We start from the raw sequence: 23,592 nt of genomic DNA, 5'->3' as shown, positions 1-23,592 counted from the left end.
GTCGGCGCTTCAGGAGGCCGTGGACGCGGGCGGCGTCGGGTTGGCGCAGTACCGGAAGGTGCCGTTGCGTCCGGCGTGGTAGTTGGCCTCGTTGCCGGCCACGCGCAGCACCAGGCGGTGGCCCTCGACGAGGGCCTGGGTGTACAGCATGCCGGGCTCGGGGCACCCGATCGAGCCGTCGCTCCACGTGACCGCCTCGTGGAGGACGACCTCCACGTCCTTCGGGTCGACACCGAGGCGCTCGGCTTCGTCGCGGATGGCGGCCTGGACCTCGGGACGGGCGATCACCGCCTCGGGAACCGGCGTGCGCGGCCCGGGGGAGGGCGCCGAGGGGCTCACCGGCTCCGGCTCCAAGGGCGGGGTCGTGGTGATCGGCGGACGGTCTGAGGGGGTGTCCATGGGCTCTCCCGTCGGGGTGGAGCACCCGGCGACCAGCACACCGAGGGCTGCGCCGAGCGCGAGGACACCGACGGTCGTGCGTGGCGGCGTGCGTCGCTGCATGGGCGTCCTCCTGTGAATCAGCCTAGTCGGGGCATCCCCTACGATGGGAGCGACGTGAGGAGGTCACCGATGTCGATGTTCGGCACCGAGGGCGGCGGGTTCGACATGAACGCGCTGCTGGCCCAAGCCCAGGCCATGCAGGAGCAGATGCAGAACGCGCAGTCCGAGCTCGCGAGCAGGACCGTGACCGGCACCGCCGGGGGTGGTCTGGTCACCGTGACCATGACCGGCGGTGGTGAGCTCACCGAGGTGCGCCTGGACCCGAAGGCCGTCGACCCCGAGGACACCGAGACCTTGGGTGACCTGATCGTGCTCGCCGTGCGCGACGCGAACACGCAGGTGCAGGCGCTCGCCGCTGCGGCGATGCCGCAGATCCCCGGCCTGAACTTCTAGGGCGTCGGCCAGACGTGTATGAAGGTCCCATCCAGACCCTGATCGACGAACTGGGCAGGCTCCCCGGCATCGGGCCGAAGAGCGCCCAGCGCATCGCGTTCCACCTGATGAACACCGATCGGGAGGACGTCGACCGCTTGGCGGACGCCCTCCGTGAGGTCGCCGACAAGGTGCGTTTCTGCGACATCTGCTTCAACGTGTCCGAGGAGACGACCTGTCGGATCTGTCGTGACCCCCGACGGGACCAGTCGACGGTGTGCGTGGTGGAGGAGTCGAAGGACGTCGCCGCCATCGAGCGCACCCGCGAGTTCCGGGGGCTCTACCACGTCCTGGGCGGCGCGATCAGCCCCATCGACCACGTGGGTCCCGAGGACCTGCACATCGCCGAGCTCCTGCGTCGTCTCCAGGGGCCGGTGGTGACCGAGGTCATCCTCGCCACCGACCCCAACGTCGAGGGCGAGGCCACCGCGACCTACCTGACCCGGCTGCTCGCCCCGACCGGCATCACGGTGTCGCGGTTGGCGTCCGGACTGCCCGTGGGGGGCGACCTGGAGTTCGCCGACGAGGTCACGTTGGGGCGTGCCTTCGCCGGACGCCGCCAGGTGGGGATCTGACGTGGGCGTCCGGTTGATCGCCACCGACGTGGACGGCACGCTCATCCGCTCCGACCACTCCCTCAGCGACCGCAACCGTGCCGCTTTCGCGGCGGCGAGGACAGCGGGCATCGAGGTGCTCGCCATCTCGGGACGCCAGCCCTACTCGATCGGCGCCCTGGTCGCCGGAACGTCGCTGGACGGGTTCGTGGTCGGCTCGAACGGGGCCGTGGCGGTCGACCTGCCCACGCGCCATGTCCTGTTCGAGGAGTTGATCGACGTCGACGCCCAGCGCACCCTCGCGCTGGCGCTGCTGGAGGAGTTCCCGGACGCCCACGTGGTGTCGGTGCGGAACGCCGGCAACGAGTACGTCGCGCAGTACGGCTACACCGGTGAACAGGACCCCGGCGCCGGCAGCGCGCTCTGGCGGGTCGAACACCGCTTCGCGAGCCTCGACGACGTGCTGGCCGAGCCGTCGCTGAAGCTCGTCGTCAAGCACCCCGACAGAAGGGTTCTTCCGGAGCAGTTGCTCGAGGTGGCCCGCGGTCTCGCGGTGCCGGGCACCCACTCCACGACGTCCGGGGCGCCGTTCCTGGAGGTGGGGCGCAGCGGGGTCTCCAAGGCGTCCGCCCTCGTGCGGTTCACCGCTGACCGGGGCATCGACCCGTCCGAGGTGGTGGCGTTCGGCGACAACCTGAACGACGTGGAGATGCTCCAGTGGGCGGGACTCGGCGTGGCCATGGGCAATGCGGTTCCGGGCGCGCTGGAGGTCGCCGACGAGGTCACCCTGCACCACGACGCCGATGGCGTGGCCGTCGTGATCGAGCGTCTGCTGGGGTTGTCGCTGACGTAGCGCCATCTGGACCACATTTGGTTCCGGCGCTATTCGGCGCATCGCTCTGACAAGCGGTGATGGTGACTGGGTGGTGCGTGGACGGCTGTTCATGTGGTCCAGATGGCGCTACGTCCTGAGCGCCGGCGACCGGGTCACCCTAGTCTGGGGCTCATGCGAGCCGTCTTCGTCGAAGCAGCCAACCCCGCCGACCCCCTGTCCGCCCTCCGGGTGGGGGAGCGACCCGAGCCGACCCTCCCCGAGGGATGGGTGAGGGTTCGCGTCCGGGCGGCCTCGCTCAACCACCACGACCTGTGGTCGCTGCGGGGGGTCGGACTCCCCGACGACCGCATGCCCATGATCCTCGGCACGGACGCCGCGGGCACCACCGAGGACGGACGTGACGTCGTGGTCCACGCGGTCATCGCCTCGGACGGCTGGACGCGCGACGAGACGCTCGACCCCAAGCGATCCCTGCTCTCCGAACTCCACCAGGGCACCCTGGCCGAGTGGGTGGTGGTCCCCGAGCGCAACCTCATCCCGAAGCCGGCGGCGCTCTCCTTCGAGGAGGCCGCCTGCCTGCCGACCGCGTACCTGACGGCCTTCCGGATGCTGACCCGGGACTCCGGGCTGTGGAAGCCGGGCACCGTCCTCGTCCAGGGCGCCTCGGGCGGGGTGGCCTCGGCAGCCATCCAGCTCGCGAAGGCGCTGGGTCACCGGGTGTGGGCGACCGCTCGCACCGAGGAGAAGCGCGCCTTCGCGCTCGGCCTGGGCGCCGACGAGGCCTTCGAGCCCGGGGCGCGGCTGCCGGAGCGTGTCGACCTGGTCGTCGAGACCGTCGGGGAGGCGACCTGGTCGCACTCGCTGAAGTCCTTGGTGCCCGGCGGAACGGTGGTGGTGTGTGGGGCCACCTCCGGGGCGAACCCGCCGGCCGACCTGAACCGGGTCTTCTTCCTGCAACTGCGGGTGATCGGCTCGACGATGGGCAACACCAGCGAGTTCAAGGCGCTGCTCGAACTGCTGGAGACCTCCGGCGTGCGGCCGGCGATCCACAGCGTGGTCGGCTTCGACGGGGTGGCTGGGGCCTTGGCGGCCTTGGAGTCCGGACAGGTGCTGGGCAAGGTCGTCCTGCGGCCCTGATGTCCGAGGCCACCGGGAAGTCCCAGCGCCGGCCGGGCGACGACCTCGAGCGGCTCCTGCGCCGCCCGCGTCGGGCGGCGACCGAACCCCCGCCGAGGGCGCGCCGGTCCGAACTGGTGCCCTATGTGGCCCTCGCCACCCGGGTGGGTGCCGTCGCCCTCGTCGCCGGGGCCTCCGCAGCGGAGGCCACGCAGCTGATCCTGCGGCTGGCCATGGCGCGGCGCCTCCAGTTCCAGGTCGAGGTCACGTTCACGTCGGTGACGGTCAGCGGCTACGGGGCCGAGGACGAGGCGCCCGTCACCATGGTGCGGACGGTGCCCGCCCTGTCCCACGACTACGCCCGGCTGGGCCACCTCACCGGGGTCGTGGACGCCGTGTGCGCAGGGGAACTGGGCCCTGAGGAGGCCACCCGTCGGCTGAAGGAGCGAGAGGAGAACGGCCGGGAGTACCGGCGGTGGGTCCTGCTGGTCGCGGCGTTCGTGCAGGGAGCGAGCATCTGCGCCCTGCTGGGAGGCGAGCTCCTGGAGATGGTCGTCGCCGGTCTCGCGACGCTGCTGATCGGCGTGCTCGGGATCGTGCTGGCGAAGCGTCCGGTCTCGTACTTCTTCGCACAGGTGGCGGCGGGGGCGATCCCCATGGTTCTCGCGGTGCTCCTGATGTACCTGCGGCAACGGGGGGTTGACGAACTGTGGGCCATGTCGCCCTCCCTGGTCGTCGCCTCCGGAATGGTGTCGATGCTGGCCGGCATGGGCGTCGTGGCGTCGGCCCAGGACGCCCTCGACGGCTACTTCATCACCGCCGGTGCCCGGGTGGTTGAACTCCTCATGCGCACGGGTGGGTTGATCCTGGGGGTCGCGGGGGTGCTGTGGCTCGGCGTCCGGCTCGGCGCGCCGGCGTACCTGGCCGCCGAGTCCATCCCGTCGCCGCACCCGGCCGTCCAGGTCGCCGCCGCCGGGTTCTTCTCGCTGGGGCTCGGCGTCGCCAGCGGCTTGGGCCCCCGCGGCGCCCTGATTGTCGGGGGGTTCGGCGGCGTGGGTTGGATCGCTTACCTCATGGTGCTGGCTCCGGTGGGGGGTGAATACCCCATCGCGGCGGGCGTGGCGGCGGCGGTCGTCGGGTTCCTCGGGCACCTGCTCGCGCGCCGCGTCGGCCCGCCCGCGATCGCCATCGTGACCGTGGGCATCGCCCCGCTGATGCCGGGCATGTTCCTGTACCGGGCCTTGTTCCGGCTGGTGGTCGGGGTCCCGGCCGTGGATCCGGGGGACACGGCGTCCGAGCTGCTCATGCTCTCGGCGCTGACCGGGATCGGGCTGGCGCTCGGCAGCAGCGTGGGGGCGATCATCGGCCGGCAGTTCTCGCTCCCGACCGATCAGGTCGCGCGGTTGGCGACCCAATTCGCCCTGCGGCGGGGCCTGCTCCGTCGGCGTTAGCCGAAGACCCCCGCCAGCAGCAGGAAGCCGATGGTGAAGCCCACCAGCACGACCACCAGCGGCACGATCGCGACGGGGCGGATCTCGGCGGGCACCTTGCGCAGCAGGACGAAGGAGCAGACGACCACGAGGGCGCCCACGCCGGTCAGCACCCAGAGGAGGCCGTCCATGCCACCTCCCCTACGGCGTCCGGCGTGGGGAGGGTGGCAGGGAGCATGTCCTCATCCTCGCATGTAGAATGTCGGGCGTCCGCAAGGCAGAGATGGGGCCATCACCCCGGAGCTGCCGGAAGAACGGGCTCCGACCGAGCGGAGGGGCCTCACTAGACCCGGCCGCGGCGAGCAAGAGTGGGGCCTTCCCCGAGCGCGCGCGACCAGCGCACGCAACGAGGAGACCCAAGGAGGGTGGTACCGCGGGGCTCGGCCTCGTCCCTTCGTCCGCACGGCTCAACACCGAGGAACGAAGAGGAACACCCATGACCCAGCCCGGGTACAACACCGTCGCCCCGCAGGTCGACCTGCCTGCGATGGAGCACGACGTCCTCGCCTTCTGGCAGGCCAACGACACGTTCGCCAAGTCCCTTGCGCGCACGGCGGACGGGCCGCGCTGGACGTTCTACGAGGGCCCGCCCACCGCGAACGGCATGCCGGGCACGCACCACATCGAGGCGCGCGTGTTCAAGGACGTGTTCCCCCGCTTCAAGACGATGCAGGGCCACCTCGTCGAGCGCAAGGCCGGCTGGGACTGCCACGGTCTGCCCGTCGAGCTGGCCGTCGAGAAGGAACTCGGCTTCAACGGCAAGCCGGACATCGAGAAGTACGGCATCGAGGCGTTCAACGCGCGCTGCCGTGAGTCCGTCGGACGCCACGTCGACGCCTTCGCCGAGCTCACCGAGCGCATGGGTTACTGGGTGAACATGGAGGACGCGTACTGGACCATGTCGACGGACTTCGTCCAGTCGGTGTGGTGGTCGCTGAAGGAGATCCACTCCAAGGGGCTCCTCGTCGAGGACTACCGCGTCGCCCCCTACTGCCCCCGCTGTGGGACGACCCTGTCGGACCACGAGCTCGCCCAGGGCTATGAGGACGTCACGGACCCGTCGGTCTACGTCCGGTTCCCGCTGACCTCGGGCCCGCTCGAGGGCAAGGCCGACCTGCTGGTCTGGACGACGACCCCATGGACGCTCGTCTCCAACACCGCCGTCGCCGCGCACCCCGACGTCACGTACGTGGTGGCGAGCAAGGACGACGACACGCTCGTCATCGCCGAGCCGCTCGCCGAGAAGGTGCTGGGCGAGGGCTGGATGCTCGGCCCGTCCTTCTCCGGCAAGGAGATGGAAGGCTGGCGCTACCAGCGTCCGTTCGAGCTGCTCGAGTTCCCCGACGTCGTCGGCGGAACCCACTACATCGTCAACGCCGAGTACGTCACCGTCGAGGACGGCACCGGCCTCGTCCACCAGGCACCGGCCTTCGGTGAGGACGACATGATCACCTGCCGCGCCTACGGGCTGCCGATGGTGAACCCGATCCGCCCCGACGGCACCTTCGAGGAGTCGGTCGGCCTGGTGGGGGGCCAGTTCTTCAAGACCGCCGACAAGGCGCTCGTGGCCGACCTGCAGGATCGCGGTCTCATGTTCCGCGTCCTCGACTACGACCACAGCTACCCGCACTGCTGGCGCTGCCACACCACACTGCTCTACTACGCGCAGCCGTCGTGGTACATCCGGACGACCGCGATCAAGGACGCGCTCGTCCGCGAGAACGAGGCGACCACCTGGTATCCCGAGCACATCAAGCACGGCCGCTACGGCGACTGGCTGGACAACAACGTGGACTGGGCCCTGTCGCGCAAGCGCTACTGGGGCACGCCCCTGCCCATCTGGCGTTGTGAGGACGACCACCAGGTCTGCGTCGGATCCCTGGCCGAGCTGTCGCAGCTCACGGGTCGCGACCTGTCCGAGCTCGACCCGCACCGTCCGTTCGTGGACGAGGTGACCTTCGGTTGCCCGACCTGCGGCAAGCCGTCGCACCGTGTTCCGGAGGTCATCGACGCCTGGTACGACTCGGGCTCCATGCCGTTCGGCCAGTGGGGTTACCCGTGGGTCGAGGGCTCCAAGGAGAAGTTCGAGCAGGCGTTCCCGGCCGACTTCATCTGCGAGGCGATCGACCAGACACGTGGCTGGTTCTACTCCCAGATGGCGGTCAGCACGCTCGTGTTCGACCAGTCCGACTTCAAGAACGTCCTGTGCCTGGGCCACATCCTCGCCGAGGACGGACGCAAGATGTCCAAGCACCTGGGCAACATCCTCGAGCCGATCCCGCTCATGGACCAGCACGGCGCGGACGCGGTGCGCTGGTTCATGGCCGCCGCCGGCTCGCCCTGGTCGTCCCGCCGCGTGGGGCACGGCGCCATCCAGGAGACGGTCCGCAAGGTGCTCCTGACCTTCTGGAACGCCGTCAGCTTCCAGTCGCTGTACGCCCGCACGAACGGGTGGACGCCGGCGTCCGGCCAGGCGCCGGCCGTGGCCGAACGGCCGGTGATGGACCGCTGGCTGGTGGCCGTCCGCAACGAGCTCATCGCCGACGTGACCGATGCCCTGGAGAACTTCGACACCCAGCGCGCCGGCTCGCTGCTGAGCGAGTTCGTCGACGACCTGTCGAACTGGTACGTGCGCCGCTCGCGTCGCCGCTTCTGGGACGGCGAGCCCTCGGCCCTGTGGACCCTGCACGAGACCATCGACGTCGTCACCCGCCTCATGGCCCCGATGGCGCCGTTCATCACCGAGCGCGTCTGGCAGGACCTGGTGGTGGCGGCCGTCCCGGGCGCCCCGGAATCGGTCCACCTGGCCACCTGGCCGGTGCCCGATGCCGCGAGCGAGGACCACGCCCTGGTCGAGGCCATGAGCCTGACCCGCCGTCTCGTCGAGCTGGGCCGCGGTGCGCGCTCGGAGGCCCAGGTGAAGACCCGCCAGCCGCTGAAGCGCCTGCTGGTGCCCAGCGCGTCCTTCGCTCGCCTGACCGACGAGCTGGTCGCGGAGATCGCGGCCGAGCTCAACGTCGGCGCGGTGGAGTCGTTCGCCTCGGCCGGTGACCTCGTCGACCACTCCGCCAAGGGCAACTTCCGCGCGCTGGGCAAGCGCTTCGGCAAGGACACCCCGAAGGTCGCCCAGGCGATCGCCGAGGCGGACGCCGCGGCGCTGGCGTCCGCGCTGGTGGAGACCGGGGAGGCGACCGTGGCCTGGGCCGGCGGCACCGTGGTGACCGCCGACGAGGTGATCGTGTCCGAGCGCCCGCGCGAGGGCTGGTCGGTCGTCAACGAGCAGGGCGAGACCGTCGCGCTCGACCTCGAGCTGACTCCGGAACTGGTGCGCGCGGGTCTGGTCCGCGAGGTCGTCCGCATGGTGCAGGACGCCCGCAAGCGCCAGGGCCTGGAGGTCTCCGACCGGATCCGCCTGGTGTGGTCGGCCGGTGGCGAGGTGGGCGAGGCGCTCCGCGAGGCGTCCGACCTCGTGGCCGACGAGGTGCTGGCCACGTCGATGACGGAAGGGGAGCCCACGGGCACCGTCGTGACCGACGACGAGTTGGGGCTGAGCTTCTCGGTGGCCAAGGCCTGAGGCCCCGGGGCCGGGCCGCCGTGCCCACCGGTGTCACCCTGAGTCGACCCGTAGCGGCCCCGGGACGCGGGGCGGGTGAGGGCACCCATTTGCGGCCTGAAAGCGCCGTCAGGGCTTGTCGTCGACGCGTTTGCGGTCGAGGGTGGTGGGTATGCCTCTCGTGGAGGGGGCATCCCGGTCCGCCGGGATGTGTTGTCACCACCGAACGACATCGAACGAAGGAGACACCATGTTCACGCAGAGCGACATCGACCGCATCCGCGGAGCAGTCGCCCACGATCCCAACGGGGATCGGATCGGCAACGTCGGCGAGGTCTACCTCGACGACCAGACGGGCGAGCCGACGTGGGTCACCGTGCACACCGGCTTCTTCGGGATGAGCACGAGCTTCGTCCCGCTGGCCGGCGCCACTCTCCAGGGCGACGACCTCGTGGTCGCCCACACCAAGGACGTCGTCAAGGACGCCCCGAACATCGATGAGGACGGTCACCTCGACCGCGCCAAGGAGGACGAGCTCTACCTCTACTACGGCGTGAGCGGCGATGGGGTGGGCCCCGATGCGATGCGGACGCGTCGCTGGACGGACGAGCGGGACTACGCCGGCGAGCGTGACTACGCTGGCGCCCCCGGGTACACCGGCGACCGCGACCACACCGACGCCAGTGTGCTCGGCGACGATCCGGCCTACCGCGACGACCGTCGTGGCGAGGGCTCCCTCTTCGACCGCGACAACGACGGGCGCGGCCCGGTCGGCGAGGTGCTCGACGGCCCGGACGCCACGCCCGGCAGCCGCGGGTACCGGGAATCGGACCCCCACGGGGACCTCGGCTACGCCGGGGACACCGGCGGCCTGCGGGATGACCGCGGCTACCGGGATGCGGTCCTGGACGACCCGGCCCACGACGATCGCCGCGACGCGCCGCTGTTCGACAAGGACCGCGACGGGCGTGGTCCGGTCGAGGAGGTCTTCGACGGCCCCGACGACCCGCGGAACCCGCGCCGCAACTGACGCCCGCGAGCAGCCGGGCCCGGCGCGTAGCTGACGGCCCGGCGTGAAGACCCCGCGTCCCCTGGTCCCCGGTCAGGGGACGCGGTGCGTCCAGGCGTCGGTGAGGAACTTGGTCTCCACCAAGGTGCGTGCCGCGGCCAACTCGGCGTCGGTGTAGCTCCCCGGCCGGGTCTGGTGGGTGGCGGCGAAGGACGCCATGAAGCGGCGGATGATCTCGTCACGGGGCAGGCCCGTCTGGGACCGCATGGGGTCGACGCGCTTGTTGGCCGACTTCGTGCCCTTGTCGGAGATCTTCTCGCGGTCGATGCGCAGGACGTCCAGCATCTTGTCGGCATCGATGTCGTACGCCATCGTCACGTGGTGCAGGACCGATCCCGCCGCGAACCGCTTCTGGGCGGCGCCGGCGATCTTGCCCTTGTCGGAGGCGATGTCGTTGAGCGGCACGTGGCGCGCGTTGACACCGACGTCCGCCAGGGCAGTCATCACCCAGTCGTCCAGGAACGCGTAGCTCTGCTCGAAGCTGAGCCCCTCGACCAGCGACGTCGGGACGTGCAGGGAGTAGGTGATGCAGTTGCCCGGCTCCATGAACATGGCGCCGCCGCCCGAGATGCGCCGCACGACGCGGATGCCGTGCCGGTCGGCGCCCTCCTGGTCGATCTCGTTCACGTAGCTCTGGAAGCTGCCCATCACGACGAGCGCGGAGTCCCAGTCCCAGAAGCGCAGCGTCGGCGGGCGCGTCCCCGCCGCGACCTCGCGGGTGAGCACCTCGTCGAGGGCGACGTGCATCGCGGGGTCCATCGTGACGGGGCCGATGAGGTCGAACGTGTGGTCGGCCCAGCCGGTGGCCTTGCCGAGCGCGCGGCGTACGGCGATGCCGACGGACGCCGGGGTGAACCCGATCATCTGCACGTGGTCGGGGAGGGCGGCCTCGATGGCGCGGCCGAGGGTTTCGGCGTTCGCCGTGTCGGGTTGCCCGGTGAGGGCGGCGTTGATGTCCTCCAGCGCCTCATCCGGTTCGAGGAAGAAGTCACCGTGGACGAACGCCCGGGAGATGACCCCGTCGGCCACCTCGACATCGACCGCGACCAACTTGCCGCCCGGAACCTTGTACTCGCCACGCATGGGGGCAAGCCTATTCCGCCCACGAGCGACGAGGGTCGAGGGTCAGCGGCCCAGTTGGGGCGGTGGCTTGCGCTGGTTGTTGGAGATCTGGCCCAGCACGATGGAGCCGATGATCGCGATCAGGATGAAGGTCCACCAGTTGCCCGTGATGATGGCCATGATGATCGCGGCCGGCCAGATCACGCCGCGGGCGACACCGATCCAGTCGGTGCCGCTGCCCAGCGCCGGGGGTCCGGCGGTCGGGCGCGGGGTGAGCGACGAGCCGAAGGCAGCCGTCCAAGCGGCCTGCGAGGGTGCGGTGGGTCCGCCGTGGTCCGGCCGGGGCGCGGGCAGGTCGGAGAACAGGGGTTGGAAGTCGGCGGCGACGCGCGCGGCCAGCGCCGCCGAGAGTCGCTCGTCGAACTCGGCGGCATCGAGGCGTCCGGCCTCGAAGTGTTCGCGCAGCATCTGGGCGGCGGCGTCCCGTTCGGCGTCGGACAGCCGTTGGGGTACCGGGTCGTGGCTCATGAAGGTCTCCTTCCGCGTCCATCCTCGCATGTCATCGGGACGCCCGGCGGTTGGGAACATCCACCGTGCCGTCGGGTTGCGTGGCAGAGTTGGACACCTCACGAAGGAAGGGGACCCGACAGTGCGTGTGGTGCAGAAGTTCGGTGGCTCGTCGGTGGCGGACGCCGCCAGCATCAAGCGCGTCGCCCAGCGCATCGTCGACACGAAGGAGCAGGGCTTCGAGGTGACCGTGGTGGTGTCGGCGATGGGCGACACGACCGACGACCTCCTCGACCTCGCCCAGCAGGTCAGCCCGAACCCGCGCGCCCGTGAGCTGGACATGCTCCTGACCGCCGGGGAGCGCATGTCGGCCGCCCTGCTGGCGATGGCCATCAACGACCTGGGGCACACCGCCCGCTCGTTCACGGGTTCGCAGGCTGGCGTGATCACGTCCGAGAAGCACGGCGACGCCCGCATCATCGACATCACGCCCGGCCGCATCGAGTCCGCCCTGGACGAGGGCGACGTGGTCATCGTGGCGGGCTTCCAGGGCGTCTCGCAGACGACCAAGGACATCACCACGCTCGGACGCGGTGCGTCCGACACCACCGCTGTGGCCCTGGCCGCGGCCCTCAAGGCCGGCTACTGCGAGATCTACTCCGACGTCGACGGTGTCTTCACCGCGGACCCCCGCATCGTGCCGGGCGCGCAGCGACTGCCGGAGGTCAGCTACGACGAGATGCTCGAGATGGCCGCCAACGGCGCCAAGATCCTGCACCTGCGCTGCGTTGAGTACGCCCGCCGCGAGAACGTCCCGGTGCACGTCCGGTCGTCGTTCTCGGACAAGCCGGGCACCTGGGTCAAGCACATCGACGAGGAGGATTCCGTGGAGAACCCGATCATCACCGGCATCGCGCACGACCGTCACGAGGCCAAGATCACCGTGGTCGGCGTGCCGGACCGCGTGGGTGCCGCCGCCGAGGTCTTCACGACCGTGGCCACCGCGGGCATCAACATCGACATGATCGTCCAGAACGTGTCCGTCGAGGGTGGCACCACGGCGATCTCCTTCACGCTCCCGCAGTCCGACGGCGACAAGGCCATGGACGCGCTGCGCGCCGCCCAGCCCACCATCGGCTTCACCGAGCTGATCTACAACGACAAGATCGGCAAGCTGTCGATCATCGGCGTCGGCATGCGCTCGCACCCCGGCGTCTCGGCGACGGCGTTCCGGGCGCTGGCCCAGGCCGGCATCAACATCGAGATGATCTCCACCTCGGAGATCCGCATCTCGGTGCTGGTGGACGTCGACGAACTCGACAAGGCCGTCCGCGCCGTCCACACCGCCTTCGGGCTGGACGCCGACGGTCAGGCCGTGGTCTACGCCGGCACCGGCCGCTGAGTCATCGCTTCGCCTCGTGTGCATTTCCGGGAGGACATTTCCCCAACGAAACTTGGGGGAGTGTCCTCCCGGAAATGCGTTCGCCGGCAGCAGCTAGACTGTCCCCCTGACAGGGGAGCGCCCATGGGGGCGCTGAGAGTGCGGAGCGCCGCAGACCCTCGAACCTGAACCGGTTAGGACCGGCGGAGGGAGTCGAGTTCTCACACGGCCAGGGATGGCCGTCCCCTCCAGTTGAGGAGGAAGCATGTCCCAGTTCGTCCGTCCGCCCGCCGTCGCCCTCGTGGCCGGCCTTTCCCTGGCCCTCGCGTCCTGCGTCGGCGCGCCGACCGCCACGCCGCCGGGTGCGTCGTCGGGTGCGTCGTCGGCCGGCCCCTCCGCGGCGGCCACCGCCTCCGGTGCGGGGAGCACCGAGCTGACGGTGGTCACCCACGACTCGTTCAACGTCACCGAGGCCCTGCTGACGAAGTTCGAGACCGAGTCGGGCCTGGATGTCACCTTCGTCGCCCCCGGGGACGCGGGCACCCTGACCAACCAGCTCGTCCTGACCAAGGACTCCCCCTTGGGAGACGTTGTCTTCGGCATCGACAACACCTTCGCCGGCCGAGCGCTCAAGGAGGGCGTCATCGCGCCGTACGCGAGCGTCGCCCTCCCGGACGCCGACGCCGAGGCACTCAAGGCCGACGACTCCGGACGCCTCGTGCCGATCGACTTCGGCGACGTCTGCATCAACGCCGACACCGCTTGGTTCACGGCGCAGGGCAAGGCCGTCCCCGCCACCCTCGACGACCTCACCAGGCCCGAGTACAAGGACCTGTTGGTCGTCCCGAACGCGGCGTCGAGCTCGCCCGGCCTCGCGTTCCTCGTCGCCACCGTCGGCGCCAAGGGGGACCCGGGCTGGATCGACTACTGGAAGCAACTCAAGGACAACGGCGTGTTGGTCGCCAAGGACTGGACCGAGGCGTACACGGTCCAGTTCTCCGGGAGCAGCGGCAAGGGCCCGCGCCCGCTCGTGCTGAGCTACTCGACGTCCCCGGCGTTCGAGGTGGTGGACGGCAAGGAGCCCCCCACCACGTCGCTCCTGCAGACCTGCTTCCGCCAAGTGGAGTACGCGGGGGTCATCGAGGGGGCCGCCAACCCCGAGGGGGCCGAGAAGTTCATCGACTTCCTGCTGAGCCCCGAGGTCCAGGCCGACATCCCCGGTCAGATGTACATGTACCCGGCCGTCCGCTCCACCGAACTGCCGGCGGAGTGGGTGACCTACGCGCCCCTGTCCGATTCCCCGTTCCAGGTGTCGGCCGAGGAGATCGCCGCCGAGCGTGACGGCTGGATCCGGACCTGGACCTCGACGGTCGTTGGCTGAGTCGGCCACCTCGCGGAGGTCCCCCGGCACCCTGAGCCGGGGGACCACGCTCGCGTGGACGCTCGCGGGTGCGGTCCCGCTCGCGTTCCTCGCGATCTTCTTCGGCTGGCCCGTCGCGACGCTGGTGGGCCGGGGATTCTTCCCCGACGGCTCCTTCAGCCCGGACGGCTTCGTCCAGGTCTTCGGCGACGACCGGACGTGGCGGGTCATCCGGACGACCCTGGCCCAGGCGGCGGCGGGCACGGTGGCGTCCGTGCTGCTCGGTGTCCCGGGGGCGTGGGTGCTCTACCGCACGCGGTTCCCGGGGCGCTGGCTGGTCCGCGCGGTCGTCACCGTGCCGTTCGTGCTCCCGTCCGTGGTCGTCGGCGTGGCCTTCAAGAGCCTGGTGATCTCGACGGGACCACTCGGCCACCTCAACCTCGACGGCAGCTTCGCGATCATCGTGGCCAGCCTCGTGTTCTTCAACTACGCCGTCGTCGTCCGCACGGTGGGGGCCCTGTGGGCGTCCCTCGACCCGCGGACCGAGCAGGCGGCGTCCGTGCTGGGGGCCTCGCCCCGCCGCGTCTTCTGGACCATCACCATCCCCGCGCTCGCCCCCGCGATCGCCTCGGCGGCCGCGCTGGTGTTCCTCTTCTGCGCGTCGGCGTACGGCGTCGTCATGGTGCTCGGCGGCGCTGCCTACGGGACGATCGAGACCGAGATCTGGTTCCTCACCACCCAACTGCTCGACCTGACCGGCGCGGCGGCGCTGTCGATCGTCCAACTGGTCGTGGTCGGCACGGCGCTCATCATCGCCAGCCGGCTGCAGGCGACACGGGCCCGCGCGCAACGCCTGCGGACCGACGAGTCGATGGAGGCTCCCTGGGTGCTGCGCCGCGACGGGGGGCCCACCCTGGTGACGGCGGCGGTCGTCCTCGGCCTGCTCGTGTTCCCCCTGATGACGTTGGTGCAGAAGAGCCTCACCACGGCGTCCGGCCACGGGTGGGACCACTACGCCGCCCTCGCCACCACCGGCGACGGGACGCTCTCCGTGCCGGTCTGGGTGGCTGCGGCGAACTCGCTGCGCACGGCGTCCGTGGCGACCGTGCTCGCCCTCGTGTTGGGCCTGCTCGTCAGCCTCGTCGTCTCCCGCCGTCCCCGCAACGAGGGCGGACGCCGTGCGCTCGGCCTGCTGGACGGCGCCTTCATGCTGCCTCTGGGGGTGAGCGCGGTGACGGTCGGCTTCGGGTTCCTGATCACCCTGAACAGGCCGCCCCTCGACCTGCGCAGTTCGATGGTCCTGGTGCCGATCGCGCAGGCCATCGTGGCGTTGCCGCTGGTGGTGCGGGTGCTGCTGCCCGTGCTGCGGGCCATCGACCCGCACCTGCGGGAGGCGGCCGCCGTGCTGGGGGCGAGCCCCGGCAAGGTGCTGCGGGACATCGACCTGGCGTTCGTCGGACGCGGCCTCGGCCTGGCGGCCGGCTTCGCCTTCGCGACGGCGCTGGGGGAGTTCGGCGCCACCTCGTTCCTGGCGCGCCCCGACCAGCCCACCCTGCCCGTGGTGGTGTACCGCCTCATCGGGCGACCGGGCTGGGAGAACCAGGGCATGGGGTTCGCCGCCGCCGTCCTGTTGGCGGTCGGCTGTGCGATCGTGATGGGGTTGGCTGAGAGGATGAGGCCGCAGGAGGCGACGACATGGTGACCAGCCAAGCCGGACTCGGCGTGCACGACGTGGTCGTGCGCTACCGGGTCTCGACCCAGCAGCCGGGCTACACGACCCCGGCCTCGCGGCCGCTCCTGGCGTGGGCGCTGCCGAGGCGCCGGCCGGTCGGGCCCGACGAGGGTCGGACGGTGACGGCCATCGACGGGGTTTCGTTGGACGTCGCGCCCGGCGAGATCGTGGCCCTGCTGGGGCCGTCCGGATCGGGCAAGTCATCCCTGCTGCGTGCGATCGCCGGGCTGGAGCCCTTGGCGTCCGGCAGCCTGACATGGGACGGACGCGACATCTCCGCCACGCCCACCCACAAGCGCAACTTCGGGATGATGTTCCAGGATCCGGCGCTGTTCCCCAGCCTCAACGTGGGCAAGAACGTCGCCTACGGGCTGCACAAGGTGCCGCGGGGGCAGCGCGCCGCGATCGTGGAGCACTTCCTGGAGCTCGTGGGGCTGCCCGGTTTCGCCGGGCGGAAGACGACGGAGTTGTCCGGCGGGCAGGCACAGCGCGTGGCGCTCGCCCGGTCGCTGGCCCCCTCGCCCCGGTTGCTGCTGCTGGACGAACCCCTGTCCGCCCTGGACCGTGGCCTGCGCGAGCGCTTGGTCGAGGTGCTGGCCCGCGTGCTCCGCGAGACGAGGACCACCGCGGTCCATGTCACGCACGACCAGGACGAGGCGTTCGCCATCGCGGACCGCGTCGCCGTCCTCGACGAGGGCACGATGCTGCAGGTCGACAGCCCCGGGAACCTCTGGCGGCACCCCGCCTCGGTGGAGGTCGCCACCTTCCTCGGGTACTCGAGCATCCTGACCCCCAAGGACGCGGACGCCCTGGGCCTGGGTGCCCTGGCCGCCGACCATCTGGTCGCGCTGGGGCCGAACAGCCTGAGCGTCGACCCCGACGGCCTCTCGTTGCCGGTGGAGGACGAGAAGGTCCGTCGTGGCTACGTCCAGGTGACGGTGCGGCTGCCCAGCGGAGCCCGCGCCGAGATGCGCGTCCCGGAGCGCCTGGGGGCAGCCGCCGTCGGCGTCCGCACGGACGCCGACGCCGTGGCCGTGATCGGCTGACGTCCGAACCCCTCAGGCGGACGCGGCGAGCGCGTCCTCGACCTCACGGGTCGCACGGCGCAACCACGAGACCAGGCTCCGGACGGCGGTGGGCTCGAACCGGCTCGCCGGCATCGCGATGGACAGGGCGGCGACGGGAGCGCCCTGCTCCCCACGGACGGTGTGCCCGAGGGCGAGCACGCCCCTCTCCGACAGTCCGTTGTTCATCGCGAAACCCTGCCGGCGCACCGACTCCAGTCGGGCGAACAGCATGTGGAAGTCGGGGAGCTCCTCACCCTCGGGGGCCTCCGAGTACAACGTGCGGATCGCGTCGTCCTCCAACGCGGCCAGCATCGCCAACCCGCCGGAGGTGCGGTGGGCCGGGAACACCATGCCGGTCCGGTGCCCGACACGGAGGTGGTGGGCGCACTCGACCTCGGCCAGGAACCGGATGAGGCGCTGCGTCAGGATCATCAGGGTCACGGTCTCGCCACACGCGGCCATCAACCACGTCATGGGGGCGAGCGCGGCCTCGCGCAGGCGTCCCATCGCCGCCGGGGGCCGTTCGACCGGTGCCAGCAACGGCCCGACGCGGTAGTGCCGGCCCTCACGCGTGGCGAAGTCGCGATAGACGAGCATGGCGAGCAGCCGATGGGCGGTGCTCGGGGCCACCTCGAGGTGGAGGGCAGCCTCCGTCACGGTGGTCGTGCCCTGCACCTGCAGCAGCGCGGCCAGGCGGAGGGCATGGTCCACGCTGGTGATGGCGTAGGCCGGCCTCTCCTTCGATGGCGTGGCTCGCTTGGACATGACGCTCGGCAATCAGTTGGGGATTCTGCTGTGGAGAATAACCTTCCACGGGCTCCTTGGGTAGGAGGACAGTGCTGTCATGACGACAACGCTGTCTCCGCGCACCGCGGTGCGCCCGAAGCCGGCCTGGCTGGTGATCCTCCTCTGCTGGCTGATCGTGGTCCTCGACGGCTACGACCTCATCGTGTACGGCACGACCCTTCCCGCCATCATGGCGATGAAGGAGCCCGGTTGGGGCCTCAACCCCACGGAGGCGGGCTTCATGGGGTCCCTGGTGTTCGTCGGCGCTCTCCTCGGCGCCCTCGGCGCCGGCGACATCGCCGACCGCCTGGGGCGCAAGAAGACCATCCTCGCCGCCGGCCTGATCTTCACCGTGTTCACGGTCGCGATCTACTTCTCGGTCAACAAGGAGATGTTCGGCATCCTCCGGTTCATCGCGGGCGTGGGGCTCGGCGGGCTGGTGCCCTCGGCCAACGCGATCACGGCGGAGTTCGTCAGCGTCCGGCAGCGGTCGGTCATCTCGACCATCATGATGTCCGGCATTCCCATCGGCGGCTCCATCGCCGCCCTGCTCGGCCTCGTGATGCTGCCCGTCCCCGGGTGGCGCTCCATGTACCTCGTGGCCGCCGTCGGGCTGCTCATCCTGGCGGTCACCGCCTGGGTCATGCCCGAGTCGCCCGCGTGGCTCCGCGCCCACGGGCGGGAGGCGGAGGCGCGCAGCATCGCGTCCGAGTGGGGGGTTGACCACACCCTCGAGGAGGTCGTGGCCGCGCACGACGAAACCCCGACCGAGGCCGAGGCCGAGTCGGCCTCCCCGCACCGGAAGGGCATCACCGCCCTCTTCTCGGCGCGCTGGGGCGTGGCGACGCTCATGTTCGCGCTGGCGTCCATCTTCACGCTGTTCACCTGGTACGGCCTGGGCACCTGGCTGCCGAAGTTGATGGGGGCCGACCCGCACTACAAGACCCTGATGTTCAACCCGCTGATGTTCCTGCTCAGCCTCAACATCGGTGCGGTCATCGGATCCTTCGCCACGGCGTGGGCAGGTGTTCGCTTCGGACCGCTGAAGTCGGGCATCGTCGCGGCGCTGTTCGCAGCGCAGGGCCTGGCGTTCCTGCTCACGTACCCCGACAGCGCGGTGATGGCGAACTTGGCGCTCGTGCTGGCCGGCATCGGCACCCACGGCACCCAGTGCCTCGTCCTGGCCGCCATCGCCAGCCACTACCCGGCCAAGCTCCGTGGCACCGCCCTGGGCTTCAGCAGCGGCATGGGTCGCATCGGCGCCATCACGGCCCCGATCCTCGGTGGCGCGCTCGTCACGTTCGCCGGTGCCAACGTCGAGTGGGGCACCAGCGCGAACTTCATCATGTTCGCCGTGGGTGCCGCGCTCGCCGCGGCCATGCTGCTGATCACGCTCGTGGTCTCGCGGCCGACGTCGGAGAAGTCCGCCGGTCCCGTCATGGCGCACTGACGCCGCGGAGGAACGAAGAAGGCCCGACCCGAAAGGGTCCGGCCTTCTTCACCATGGTCGGGGTGACAGGATTTGAACCTGCGACCTCATCGTCCCGAACGATGCGCGCTACCAAGCTGCGCCACACCCCGATCGGCCCTTGAGCCGAGGTAGATCATAACCCACTCGGGCCCGGAGTTCACATCGACGGTCGCTGGGTGAGCGTGAGCAGGGTCACCTCGGGTGGACAGGCGAACCGGTAGGGGGCGAACGGCGACATGCCGACGCCGGCCGACACGTGCACCATCGACGTGCGTCCCCCGGCCTCGTGGTCGAAGAGACCCTTGGCCTTCTCCCGGGGCAGGTCACAGTTGGTGACCAGCGCCCCCTTTCCGGGGACGGCCACCTGACCGCCGTGGGTGTGCCCGGCCAGGATCAGCGGGACGCCGTCGGCGGTCATCGCGTCGAGGATGCGCAGGTACGGAGCATGCGTGACACCGATCTCCAGCACGTCGTCGGACGAGGGACCCGCCACGGCGGCGTAGTCGTCACGGTGGTGGTGGGCATCGCCTGTGCCACGGAACCTGACAGTCCGGCCACCGAGGGTCAGTTCGGCCCGCCGCTCCTCCAGGTAGCTCCAGCCGATGCCCTCCAGGGCGGCGCGCAGGGCGTCCGTGGGGAGGGGTGGGACTTCCTTGCCCGTCCCGCCCGTGGTCGCACCCAGCAGGTAACGCACGGGGATCTTGAACTGCGGCGCCTCGAAGTCGTTCGAGCCGAACACGAACACCCCCGGGACCCCGACGAGCCGTCCCAAGGACTCGATGAGGGGCTCGATGGCGTCGGCCGAGGCGATGTGGTCGCCGGTGCTCACCACCAGATCCGGTTGGAGTCCAGCCAGGCCGCGTAGGAAGTCACGCTTGCGTGCTTGGCGGGGGAGCAGGTGGATGTCCGAGATGTGGAGGACGCGGAGCGGCTCCGTGCCCGGGGGCAGGACCGCTGCCGCGAACCGACGCACCTGGTACGCCGTCCGCTCGACACCGATCCCGTAGGCGACGCACGCGGCGCCGAAGGTGAGCGCGCCGACGGCCATCCTGCCGATCATCCGCGCCCCTGACCTGGCGGCCCCCCACCCGGGGGCCCCCCACCTGGGGGCGGCTGGGGTGCGGGCTCCGGGTTCGCCGGCGGTGCGGGTTGCGTCGGCGCGGGCGGCGGTGCCGGGGCCGGCGCGGGATCCGGCTGCCTCGGGCCCGAGGAGACCAGCAGGCGGACGGTGCTGAAGCGCGGGGCCTGACCGGTCGGGCGGGTGCCCAGGAACGTCCCGCTCGGACGCGCGTTCTCCACGCGGGTCACGGTCGTGCCGAAGCCCGCCTGCTGCAGGAGGGCGCGGCACTCGTCCATGCCCATGTTCGAACAGGAAGGAATGTCGATCATGGGCTGCTCGATCTGGACTGGGGGCACGAAGTTGTCCTGGGGCATCCCCTCGAGCGCGGCCCTCATGGCGGGCAGCCAGATGCCGACACCGGCCTCACCGCCCGAGCTGCCGCGCAGGCGGTACGTGCCGCCCCGGATCGGGGTGCCCTGGATGCGGCGGTCGTCGTCGTTCATGTGGCGGAAGCGCTCATGTGTGCGGTCGATGCCGATCATGGCGGCGCCGGCGAGGTTCGGGGTGTAGCCCACGAGCCAAATGGCCTTCGTGTTGCGGCCGTCGGTTCCGGTCTTGCCGGCCAAGTTGTAGCCGGGGATCCGGGAACTGGACGCCGTGCCACCGTTGAACGGGCCGCGCATCACGTCGTTGATGCGGTCGGCGACCTCCGGGGCGATCACCTGCTGGCAGTTGGCCGGCGGCACCTCGAAGGCCTTGCCGGCCTTGTTGGTGATGCCCTTCAGGACGATGGGATCGCAGCGCAGGCCGCGGGCCGCCAGTGTCGCGTAGGCGTTCGCCAGCGAGACCGGGGAGGACTCAGCGGTGCCCAGGGTGAAGGACGGATTGCTGGCCACGTCGTTGATCGTCTGGGCCCGGATCGTTCCGTCGGCCGTCCTGACCTTGCCGTACTGGATCTTCAGGCCGAGGGTCTCCGCCATCCTGACGCTGTCGCAGATGCCGACATCCTGCTCCAGGGCGACGAAGTAGTTGTTCACCGAGCTCTTGGTGCCGGAGTACATGTCGAACTCCCCGGCGCCACCCGCGTTGGTGACCTCCCACTGGTTCTTTTCGCCCTTGAAGGTGAAGGGACCGTTGCAGTTGGTGAAGGTCTCCCCGTGCCAGTTCTTGACCTTGGGCGCGTCGTAGGTGCGATCCGTGGGGAATCCCTTGTTGATCGCTGCAGCCAGGACGAACATCTTGTAGGTCGAGCCACCGAAGAAGCCGCCGGCGTTGCCGATCTCCTTCTCCATCGCGTAACTGAGGTAGGTCTGGCCCGGATTCGTACCGATCTCCGGACGGCTCTGGGCAACGGCCTTGATGAGCCCGGTCCCCGGCTCGATCATGACCATGAGGCCGATGACCGGGTCGAGGGGGTGGACGTAGTCGGAGACGGCCTTTTGGGCGGCGCGCTGCGTGCGGGGGTCGATCTCGGTCTGGATGGTGAGGCCGCCGCGCTTGATCATGCGTTCGCGTGAGGCGTGGTCCGGGCCCAGGCTCGGCAGCGTGAGCAGGATGCTCTCGACGACGCTGCAGAGGTTCTGGAACTCCGAGGCCACGCAGCCGTGCGGCGTGTTGGTCACCTTGGACTGGTCGAACCCGACCTGCTTGGCCTCCGCGACCTGCTCCTTGGTCACGGGCTCGGTGAAGTGCCACACCTCGGGCCGGTCCGCCTGGGAGAGCATGATGTCGAGCACGTTGTTGCGGCGCTCGAGCGCGATCTTCTCGTAGTTGATCGGGTCGGTGGTGGCCGGGTTTCGGACGAGGCCGGCGAGCATGGCCGACTGGGTCAGGTCCAGGTCCTTGGCATCGATGCCGAAGTAGCGCTTCGCGGCGGCCTGGACGCCGTACGCACCCGCGCCGTAGTAGGAGAGGTTCAGGTAGCGCTCGAGGATCTCGTCCTTCGTCAGGCGCTCCTCCAGCGCGATCGCGTAGCGGAGTTCGAGCAGCTTGCGGGAGAACGTTCGGTCGTACGCGGCCGCCTTGGCCTCGGCGTCGTCCTCGGTGACGGCCTTGTCGAGCAGGGCCAGCTTCACGTACTGCTGGGTGAGGGTGGAACCGCCCTGGGTGTTGCCGCTGGAGGTGCGGACGAGCGCGCGGAGCGTGCCGCGGAGGTCCAGCGCGCCATGGCTGTAGAAGCGCTGGTCCTCGACCGCCAATTGGGCCTGCTTCATCATGGGGGAGATCTGGTCCAGCGGCACGTAGGCCCGGTTCTCGTCGAAGAAGTTGGTGAGGACGGACCCGTCCTTCATCAGGACGACCGAACCCTCGGACGGGGGCGGCGTCTCGATGTCCTTGGGGATCGCCTGGAGCGCGCCGGCGCTCGCCTTCGCGAGTTCGGCCCCGATGCCCACCGTCGGGACCGCGAGCCCAGCCACGAGGACGCCCCCGAGAACACTCACGAGGACGAACATCACGGCCGAGTACAACTTGCGACCCACGGTTGGTGCACGCATGGGGACAGAGTACGTGATGCCCCTGTCAGCGCTGCGCCGTGCGGAGCGGGGCGTCGCACCGGCTGGTGACACGAAGGGGGAGGTGTTGTGCAAGGGGTTGGCAACCGGCGTTGTTAAAGTTGCAAACAGCGGTTTACCATAACGTTACGCCGGACGGTCGGGCCGGCAGTGGATCGAGTCGAAAGGTTGGGCAATGACGCTCATCGAGGCGGACGACTGGACACTCCAGGCCAAGTGTCGCGGCATGCAGGACAAGTTGTTTCCGGAAGGCGCCGACCAAAAGCGTGCACGTGCGGTCTGCATGGGGTGCGCCGTCCGATCCCAGTGCCTGGCCGAGGCCCTCGACAATCGCATCGAGTGGGGTGTCTGGGGCGGCATGACCGAACGTGAGCGCCGCCACCTCCTGCGCGAGCGCACCGACATCAGTTCGTGGCAGACCGTCCTGTGCGGCAAGCAGGGCAAGTGAGCCGCGGCCGCCGCCTCGACTAGGCTGCGCCCATGACCAAGTGGGAGTACGCCACCGCACCGGTTCTGGTGCACGCAACCAAGCAGATCCTCGACAACTGGGGCGCCGACGGCTGGGAGCTCGTCTCCATCGTGCCGGGGCCGAACCCGCAGAACGTTGTCGCGTACTTCAAGCGCCCGCTGGAGGAGTCGAAGTGACGCCTCCGTCCGAGCGTCTCGCCGCGCTCGGCCTGGAGCTGCCGCCCGTCGCCGCTCCCGTGGCCGCCTACGTGCCGGCGATCCGATCCGGGGGCCAGGTGTTCACCTCGGGCCAGCTCCCGACGGTGGCCGGCAAGCTCGTCGCCACCGGCAAGGTCGGCGCCGAGGTCTCCCTCGAGCAGGCCACGGAGGCCGCCCGCACGGCCGCGCTGAACGCGCTCGCGGCCGCGGCGTCCCTGACGGGAGGGCTGGACGGGATCGCCCGCGTCGTGAGGGCCACGGTGTTCGTCGCCTCGACACCCGGCTTCACGGCCCAGCCCCAGGTGGCCAACGGGGCCTCGCAGTTGTTCGTCGACGTCTTCGGTGAGGCGGGCCAGCACGCCCGCAGCGCGGTGGGCGTCGCGGTCCTGCCGTTGGACGCCCCGGTCGAGGTCGAGTTGGTCGTCGAGTCCGCCTGA

Annotated in this window: 22 protein-coding genes, 1 tRNA gene and 1 riboswitch; of the genes, 15 read left to right on the top strand and 8 right to left on the bottom strand. The window is 70.3% G+C overall.

The window, feature by feature from the left end:
* Positions 1-9: 9 nt before the first annotated feature.
* A complete protein-coding gene (locus tag AC5YDV_RS08315; protein WP_496182748.1) occupies positions 10-501 on the bottom strand; it encodes a DUF8738 domain-containing protein in 492 nt (163 codons plus the stop codon).
* A gap of 69 nt (positions 502-570) precedes the next feature.
* Between AC5YDV_RS08315 and AC5YDV_RS08310 the strand changes: the two genes are divergently transcribed.
* From AC5YDV_RS08310 to AC5YDV_RS08290, 5 genes are all read left to right on the top strand, one after another.
* Entirely contained in the window at positions 571-894 is a 324-nt protein-coding gene (locus AC5YDV_RS08310) for a YbaB/EbfC family nucleoid-associated protein (RefSeq protein ID WP_496182747.1), read from the top strand.
* Positions 895-908: 14 nt separating this feature from the next.
* Positions 909-1,508, top strand: coding sequence for a recombination mediator RecR (recR, locus tag AC5YDV_RS08305; RefSeq protein WP_496182746.1), 600 nt, complete (start codon positions 909-911; stop codon positions 1,506-1,508).
* 1 nt (position 1,509) lies between these two features.
* Positions 1,510-2,340 carry a Cof-type HAD-IIB family hydrolase gene (locus AC5YDV_RS08300; RefSeq protein WP_496182745.1) on the top strand — a complete coding sequence of 277 codons (831 nt, stop codon included), beginning with the start codon at positions 1,510-1,512 and terminating at the stop codon, positions 2,338-2,340.
* Positions 2,341-2,493: 153 nt separating this feature from the next.
* Entirely contained in the window at positions 2,494-3,459 is a 966-nt protein-coding gene (locus AC5YDV_RS08295) for a zinc-binding dehydrogenase (protein ID WP_496182744.1), read from the top strand.
* Positions 3,459-4,889, top strand: a complete 1,431-nt coding sequence (locus tag AC5YDV_RS08290) for a threonine/serine exporter family protein (RefSeq protein ID WP_496182743.1) — start codon at positions 3,459-3,461, stop codon at positions 4,887-4,889. Before AC5YDV_RS08295 ends, AC5YDV_RS08290 begins: the two co-directional genes overlap by 1 nt.
* Here AC5YDV_RS08290 and AC5YDV_RS08285 read toward each other — a convergent pair.
* Positions 4,886-5,059, bottom strand: coding sequence for a hypothetical protein (locus AC5YDV_RS08285; RefSeq protein WP_496182742.1), 174 nt, complete (start codon positions 5,057-5,059; stop codon positions 4,886-4,888). The genes AC5YDV_RS08290 and AC5YDV_RS08285 overlap by 4 nt on opposite strands.
* Positions 5,060-5,364: 305 nt before the next feature.
* Between AC5YDV_RS08285 and ileS the strand changes: the two genes are divergently transcribed.
* Together ileS and AC5YDV_RS08275 are read left to right on the top strand one after the other, a co-directional pair.
* Entirely contained in the window at positions 5,365-8,502 is a 3,138-nt protein-coding gene (gene ileS / locus AC5YDV_RS08280) for an isoleucine--tRNA ligase (protein WP_496182741.1), read from the top strand.
* A gap of 229 nt (positions 8,503-8,731) precedes the next feature.
* Positions 8,732-9,511, top strand: coding sequence for a PRC-barrel domain-containing protein (locus AC5YDV_RS08275; RefSeq protein ID WP_496182740.1), 780 nt, complete (start codon positions 8,732-8,734; stop codon positions 9,509-9,511).
* Positions 9,512-9,583: 72 nt separating this feature from the next.
* On the opposite strand, the gene lplAB is transcribed toward AC5YDV_RS08275, so the two are convergent.
* Entirely contained in the window at positions 9,584-10,633 is a 1,050-nt protein-coding gene (lplAB, locus tag AC5YDV_RS08270; protein ID WP_496182739.1) for a lipoate-protein ligase LplAB, read from the bottom strand.
* Positions 10,634-10,675: 42 nt separating this feature from the next.
* On the bottom strand, positions 10,676-11,140 hold the full coding sequence (locus AC5YDV_RS08265) for a DUF1707 SHOCT-like domain-containing protein (RefSeq protein ID WP_496182738.1): 465 nt from the start codon (positions 11,138-11,140) through the stop codon (positions 10,676-10,678).
* Between the two features lie 121 nt (positions 11,141-11,261).
* Between AC5YDV_RS08265 and AC5YDV_RS08260 the strand changes: the two genes are divergently transcribed.
* From AC5YDV_RS08260 to AC5YDV_RS08245, 4 genes are all read left to right on the top strand, one after another.
* A complete protein-coding gene (locus tag AC5YDV_RS08260; protein WP_496182737.1) occupies positions 11,262-12,521 on the top strand; it encodes an aspartate kinase in 1,260 nt (419 codons plus the stop codon).
* Between the two features lie 101 nt (positions 12,522-12,622).
* Positions 12,623-12,729, top strand: a riboswitch (TPP riboswitch).
* Between the two features lie 36 nt (positions 12,730-12,765).
* Positions 12,766-13,881 (top strand): thiamine ABC transporter substrate-binding protein, encoded by a 1,116-nt coding sequence (locus tag AC5YDV_RS08255; protein WP_496182736.1) that lies wholly within the window; start codon positions 12,766-12,768, stop codon positions 13,879-13,881.
* The gene (locus tag AC5YDV_RS08250; RefSeq protein WP_496182735.1) at positions 13,874-15,562 is read left to right on the top strand and encodes an ABC transporter permease; all 1,689 of its coding nucleotides are present in this window, start codon (positions 13,874-13,876) and stop codon (positions 15,560-15,562) included. The genes AC5YDV_RS08255 and AC5YDV_RS08250 overlap by 8 nt, the downstream gene beginning before the upstream one ends.
* Positions 15,556-16,638, top strand: a complete 1,083-nt coding sequence (locus tag AC5YDV_RS08245) for an ABC transporter ATP-binding protein (RefSeq protein WP_496182734.1) — start codon at positions 15,556-15,558, stop codon at positions 16,636-16,638. Before AC5YDV_RS08250 ends, AC5YDV_RS08245 begins: the two co-directional genes overlap by 7 nt.
* 12 nt (positions 16,639-16,650) lie before the next feature.
* On the opposite strand, the gene AC5YDV_RS08240 is transcribed toward AC5YDV_RS08245, so the two are convergent.
* Positions 16,651-17,424 carry an IclR family transcriptional regulator gene (locus AC5YDV_RS08240; RefSeq protein WP_496182733.1) on the bottom strand — a complete coding sequence of 258 codons (774 nt, stop codon included), beginning with the start codon at positions 17,422-17,424 and terminating at the stop codon, positions 16,651-16,653.
* A 79-nt stretch (positions 17,425-17,503) separates the two neighbouring features.
* Between AC5YDV_RS08240 and AC5YDV_RS08235 the strand changes: the two genes are divergently transcribed.
* The gene (locus AC5YDV_RS08235; RefSeq protein WP_496182732.1) at positions 17,504-18,895 is read left to right on the top strand and encodes an MFS transporter; all 1,392 of its coding nucleotides are present in this window, start codon (positions 17,504-17,506) and stop codon (positions 18,893-18,895) included.
* Between the two features lie 54 nt (positions 18,896-18,949).
* Here the strand turns inward: AC5YDV_RS08235 and AC5YDV_RS08230 are convergent.
* The 3 genes from AC5YDV_RS08230 to AC5YDV_RS08220 form a co-directional block, all read right to left on the bottom strand.
* Positions 18,950-19,026: transfer RNA gene (locus AC5YDV_RS08230), tRNA-Pro, on the bottom strand.
* A gap of 47 nt (positions 19,027-19,073) precedes the next feature.
* Positions 19,074-19,976 carry a metallophosphoesterase gene (locus AC5YDV_RS08225; RefSeq protein WP_496182731.1) on the bottom strand — a complete coding sequence of 301 codons (903 nt, stop codon included), beginning with the start codon at positions 19,974-19,976 and terminating at the stop codon, positions 19,074-19,076.
* Positions 19,973-22,471: a transglycosylase domain-containing protein gene (locus AC5YDV_RS08220; RefSeq protein ID WP_496192466.1), complete on the bottom strand. Its 2,499-nt coding sequence runs from the start codon at positions 22,469-22,471 to the stop codon at positions 19,973-19,975. Before AC5YDV_RS08220 ends, AC5YDV_RS08225 begins: the two co-directional genes overlap by 4 nt.
* Positions 22,472-22,664: 193 nt before the next feature.
* Here AC5YDV_RS08220 and AC5YDV_RS08215 point away from each other — a divergent pair, with 193 nt between their 5' ends.
* The 3 genes from AC5YDV_RS08215 to AC5YDV_RS08205 are packed head-to-tail and all read left to right on the top strand — an operon-like array spanning position 22,665 to position 23,592.
* Positions 22,665-22,937, top strand: coding sequence for a WhiB family transcriptional regulator (locus AC5YDV_RS08215; RefSeq protein WP_496182729.1), 273 nt, complete (start codon positions 22,665-22,667; stop codon positions 22,935-22,937).
* A gap of 32 nt (positions 22,938-22,969) precedes the next feature.
* The gene (sp36, locus tag AC5YDV_RS08210) at positions 22,970-23,134 is read left to right on the top strand and encodes a Sp36 family protein (RefSeq protein WP_496182728.1); all 165 of its coding nucleotides are present in this window, start codon (positions 22,970-22,972) and stop codon (positions 23,132-23,134) included.
* Positions 23,131-23,592: a RidA family protein gene (locus AC5YDV_RS08205; RefSeq protein WP_496182727.1), complete on the top strand. Its 462-nt coding sequence runs from the start codon at positions 23,131-23,133 to the stop codon at positions 23,590-23,592. The genes sp36 and AC5YDV_RS08205 overlap by 4 nt, the downstream gene beginning before the upstream one ends.

The organism is Propioniciclava sp. LT432, from assembly GCF_059515965.1.
Note: the sequence above shows the minus strand (reverse complement) of the source record. Positions and strands in the feature narration are given on the sequence as shown.

Excerpts from the sequence above, each read along its gene's own strand:
- AC5YDV_RS08285 (WP_496182742.1), bottom strand. The coding sequence starts at position 5,059 with ATGGACGGCCTCCTCTGGGTGCTGACCGGCGTGGGCGCCCTCGTGGTC.
- sp36 (WP_496182728.1), top strand. The coding sequence starts at position 22,970 with ATGACCAAGTGGGAGTACGCCACCGCACCGGTTCTGGTGCACGCAACC.
- AC5YDV_RS08290 (WP_496182743.1), top strand. The coding sequence starts at position 3,459 with ATGTCCGAGGCCACCGGGAAGTCCCAGCGCCGGCCGGGCGACGACCTC.
- AC5YDV_RS08245 (WP_496182734.1), top strand. The coding sequence starts at position 15,556 with ATGGTGACCAGCCAAGCCGGACTCGGCGTGCACGACGTGGTCGTGCGC.
- AC5YDV_RS08235 (WP_496182732.1), top strand. The coding sequence starts at position 17,504 with ATGACGACAACGCTGTCTCCGCGCACCGCGGTGCGCCCGAAGCCGGCC.
- AC5YDV_RS08295 (WP_496182744.1), top strand. The coding sequence starts at position 2,494 with ATGCGAGCCGTCTTCGTCGAAGCAGCCAACCCCGCCGACCCCCTGTCC.
- AC5YDV_RS08275 (WP_496182740.1), top strand. The coding sequence starts at position 8,732 with ATGTTCACGCAGAGCGACATCGACCGCATCCGCGGAGCAGTCGCCCAC.
- AC5YDV_RS08225 (WP_496182731.1), bottom strand. The coding sequence starts at position 19,976 with ATGATCGGCAGGATGGCCGTCGGCGCGCTCACCTTCGGCGCCGCGTGC.
- lplAB (WP_496182739.1), bottom strand. The coding sequence starts at position 10,633 with ATGCGTGGCGAGTACAAGGTTCCGGGCGGCAAGTTGGTCGCGGTCGAT.
- AC5YDV_RS08315 (WP_496182748.1), bottom strand. The coding sequence starts at position 501 with ATGCAGCGACGCACGCCGCCACGCACGACCGTCGGTGTCCTCGCGCTC.
- AC5YDV_RS08220 (WP_496192466.1), bottom strand. The coding sequence starts at position 22,471 with ATGCGTGCACCAACCGTGGGTCGCAAGTTGTACTCGGCCGTGATGTTC.
- ileS (WP_496182741.1), top strand. The coding sequence starts at position 5,365 with ATGACCCAGCCCGGGTACAACACCGTCGCCCCGCAGGTCGACCTGCCT.
- AC5YDV_RS08265 (WP_496182738.1), bottom strand. The coding sequence starts at position 11,140 with ATGAGCCACGACCCGGTACCCCAACGGCTGTCCGACGCCGAACGGGAC.
- AC5YDV_RS08240 (WP_496182733.1), bottom strand. The coding sequence starts at position 17,424 with ATGTCCAAGCGAGCCACGCCATCGAAGGAGAGGCCGGCCTACGCCATC.
- AC5YDV_RS08310 (WP_496182747.1), top strand. The coding sequence starts at position 571 with ATGTCGATGTTCGGCACCGAGGGCGGCGGGTTCGACATGAACGCGCTG.
- AC5YDV_RS08255 (WP_496182736.1), top strand. The coding sequence starts at position 12,766 with ATGTCCCAGTTCGTCCGTCCGCCCGCCGTCGCCCTCGTGGCCGGCCTT.
- AC5YDV_RS08215 (WP_496182729.1), top strand. The coding sequence starts at position 22,665 with ATGACGCTCATCGAGGCGGACGACTGGACACTCCAGGCCAAGTGTCGC.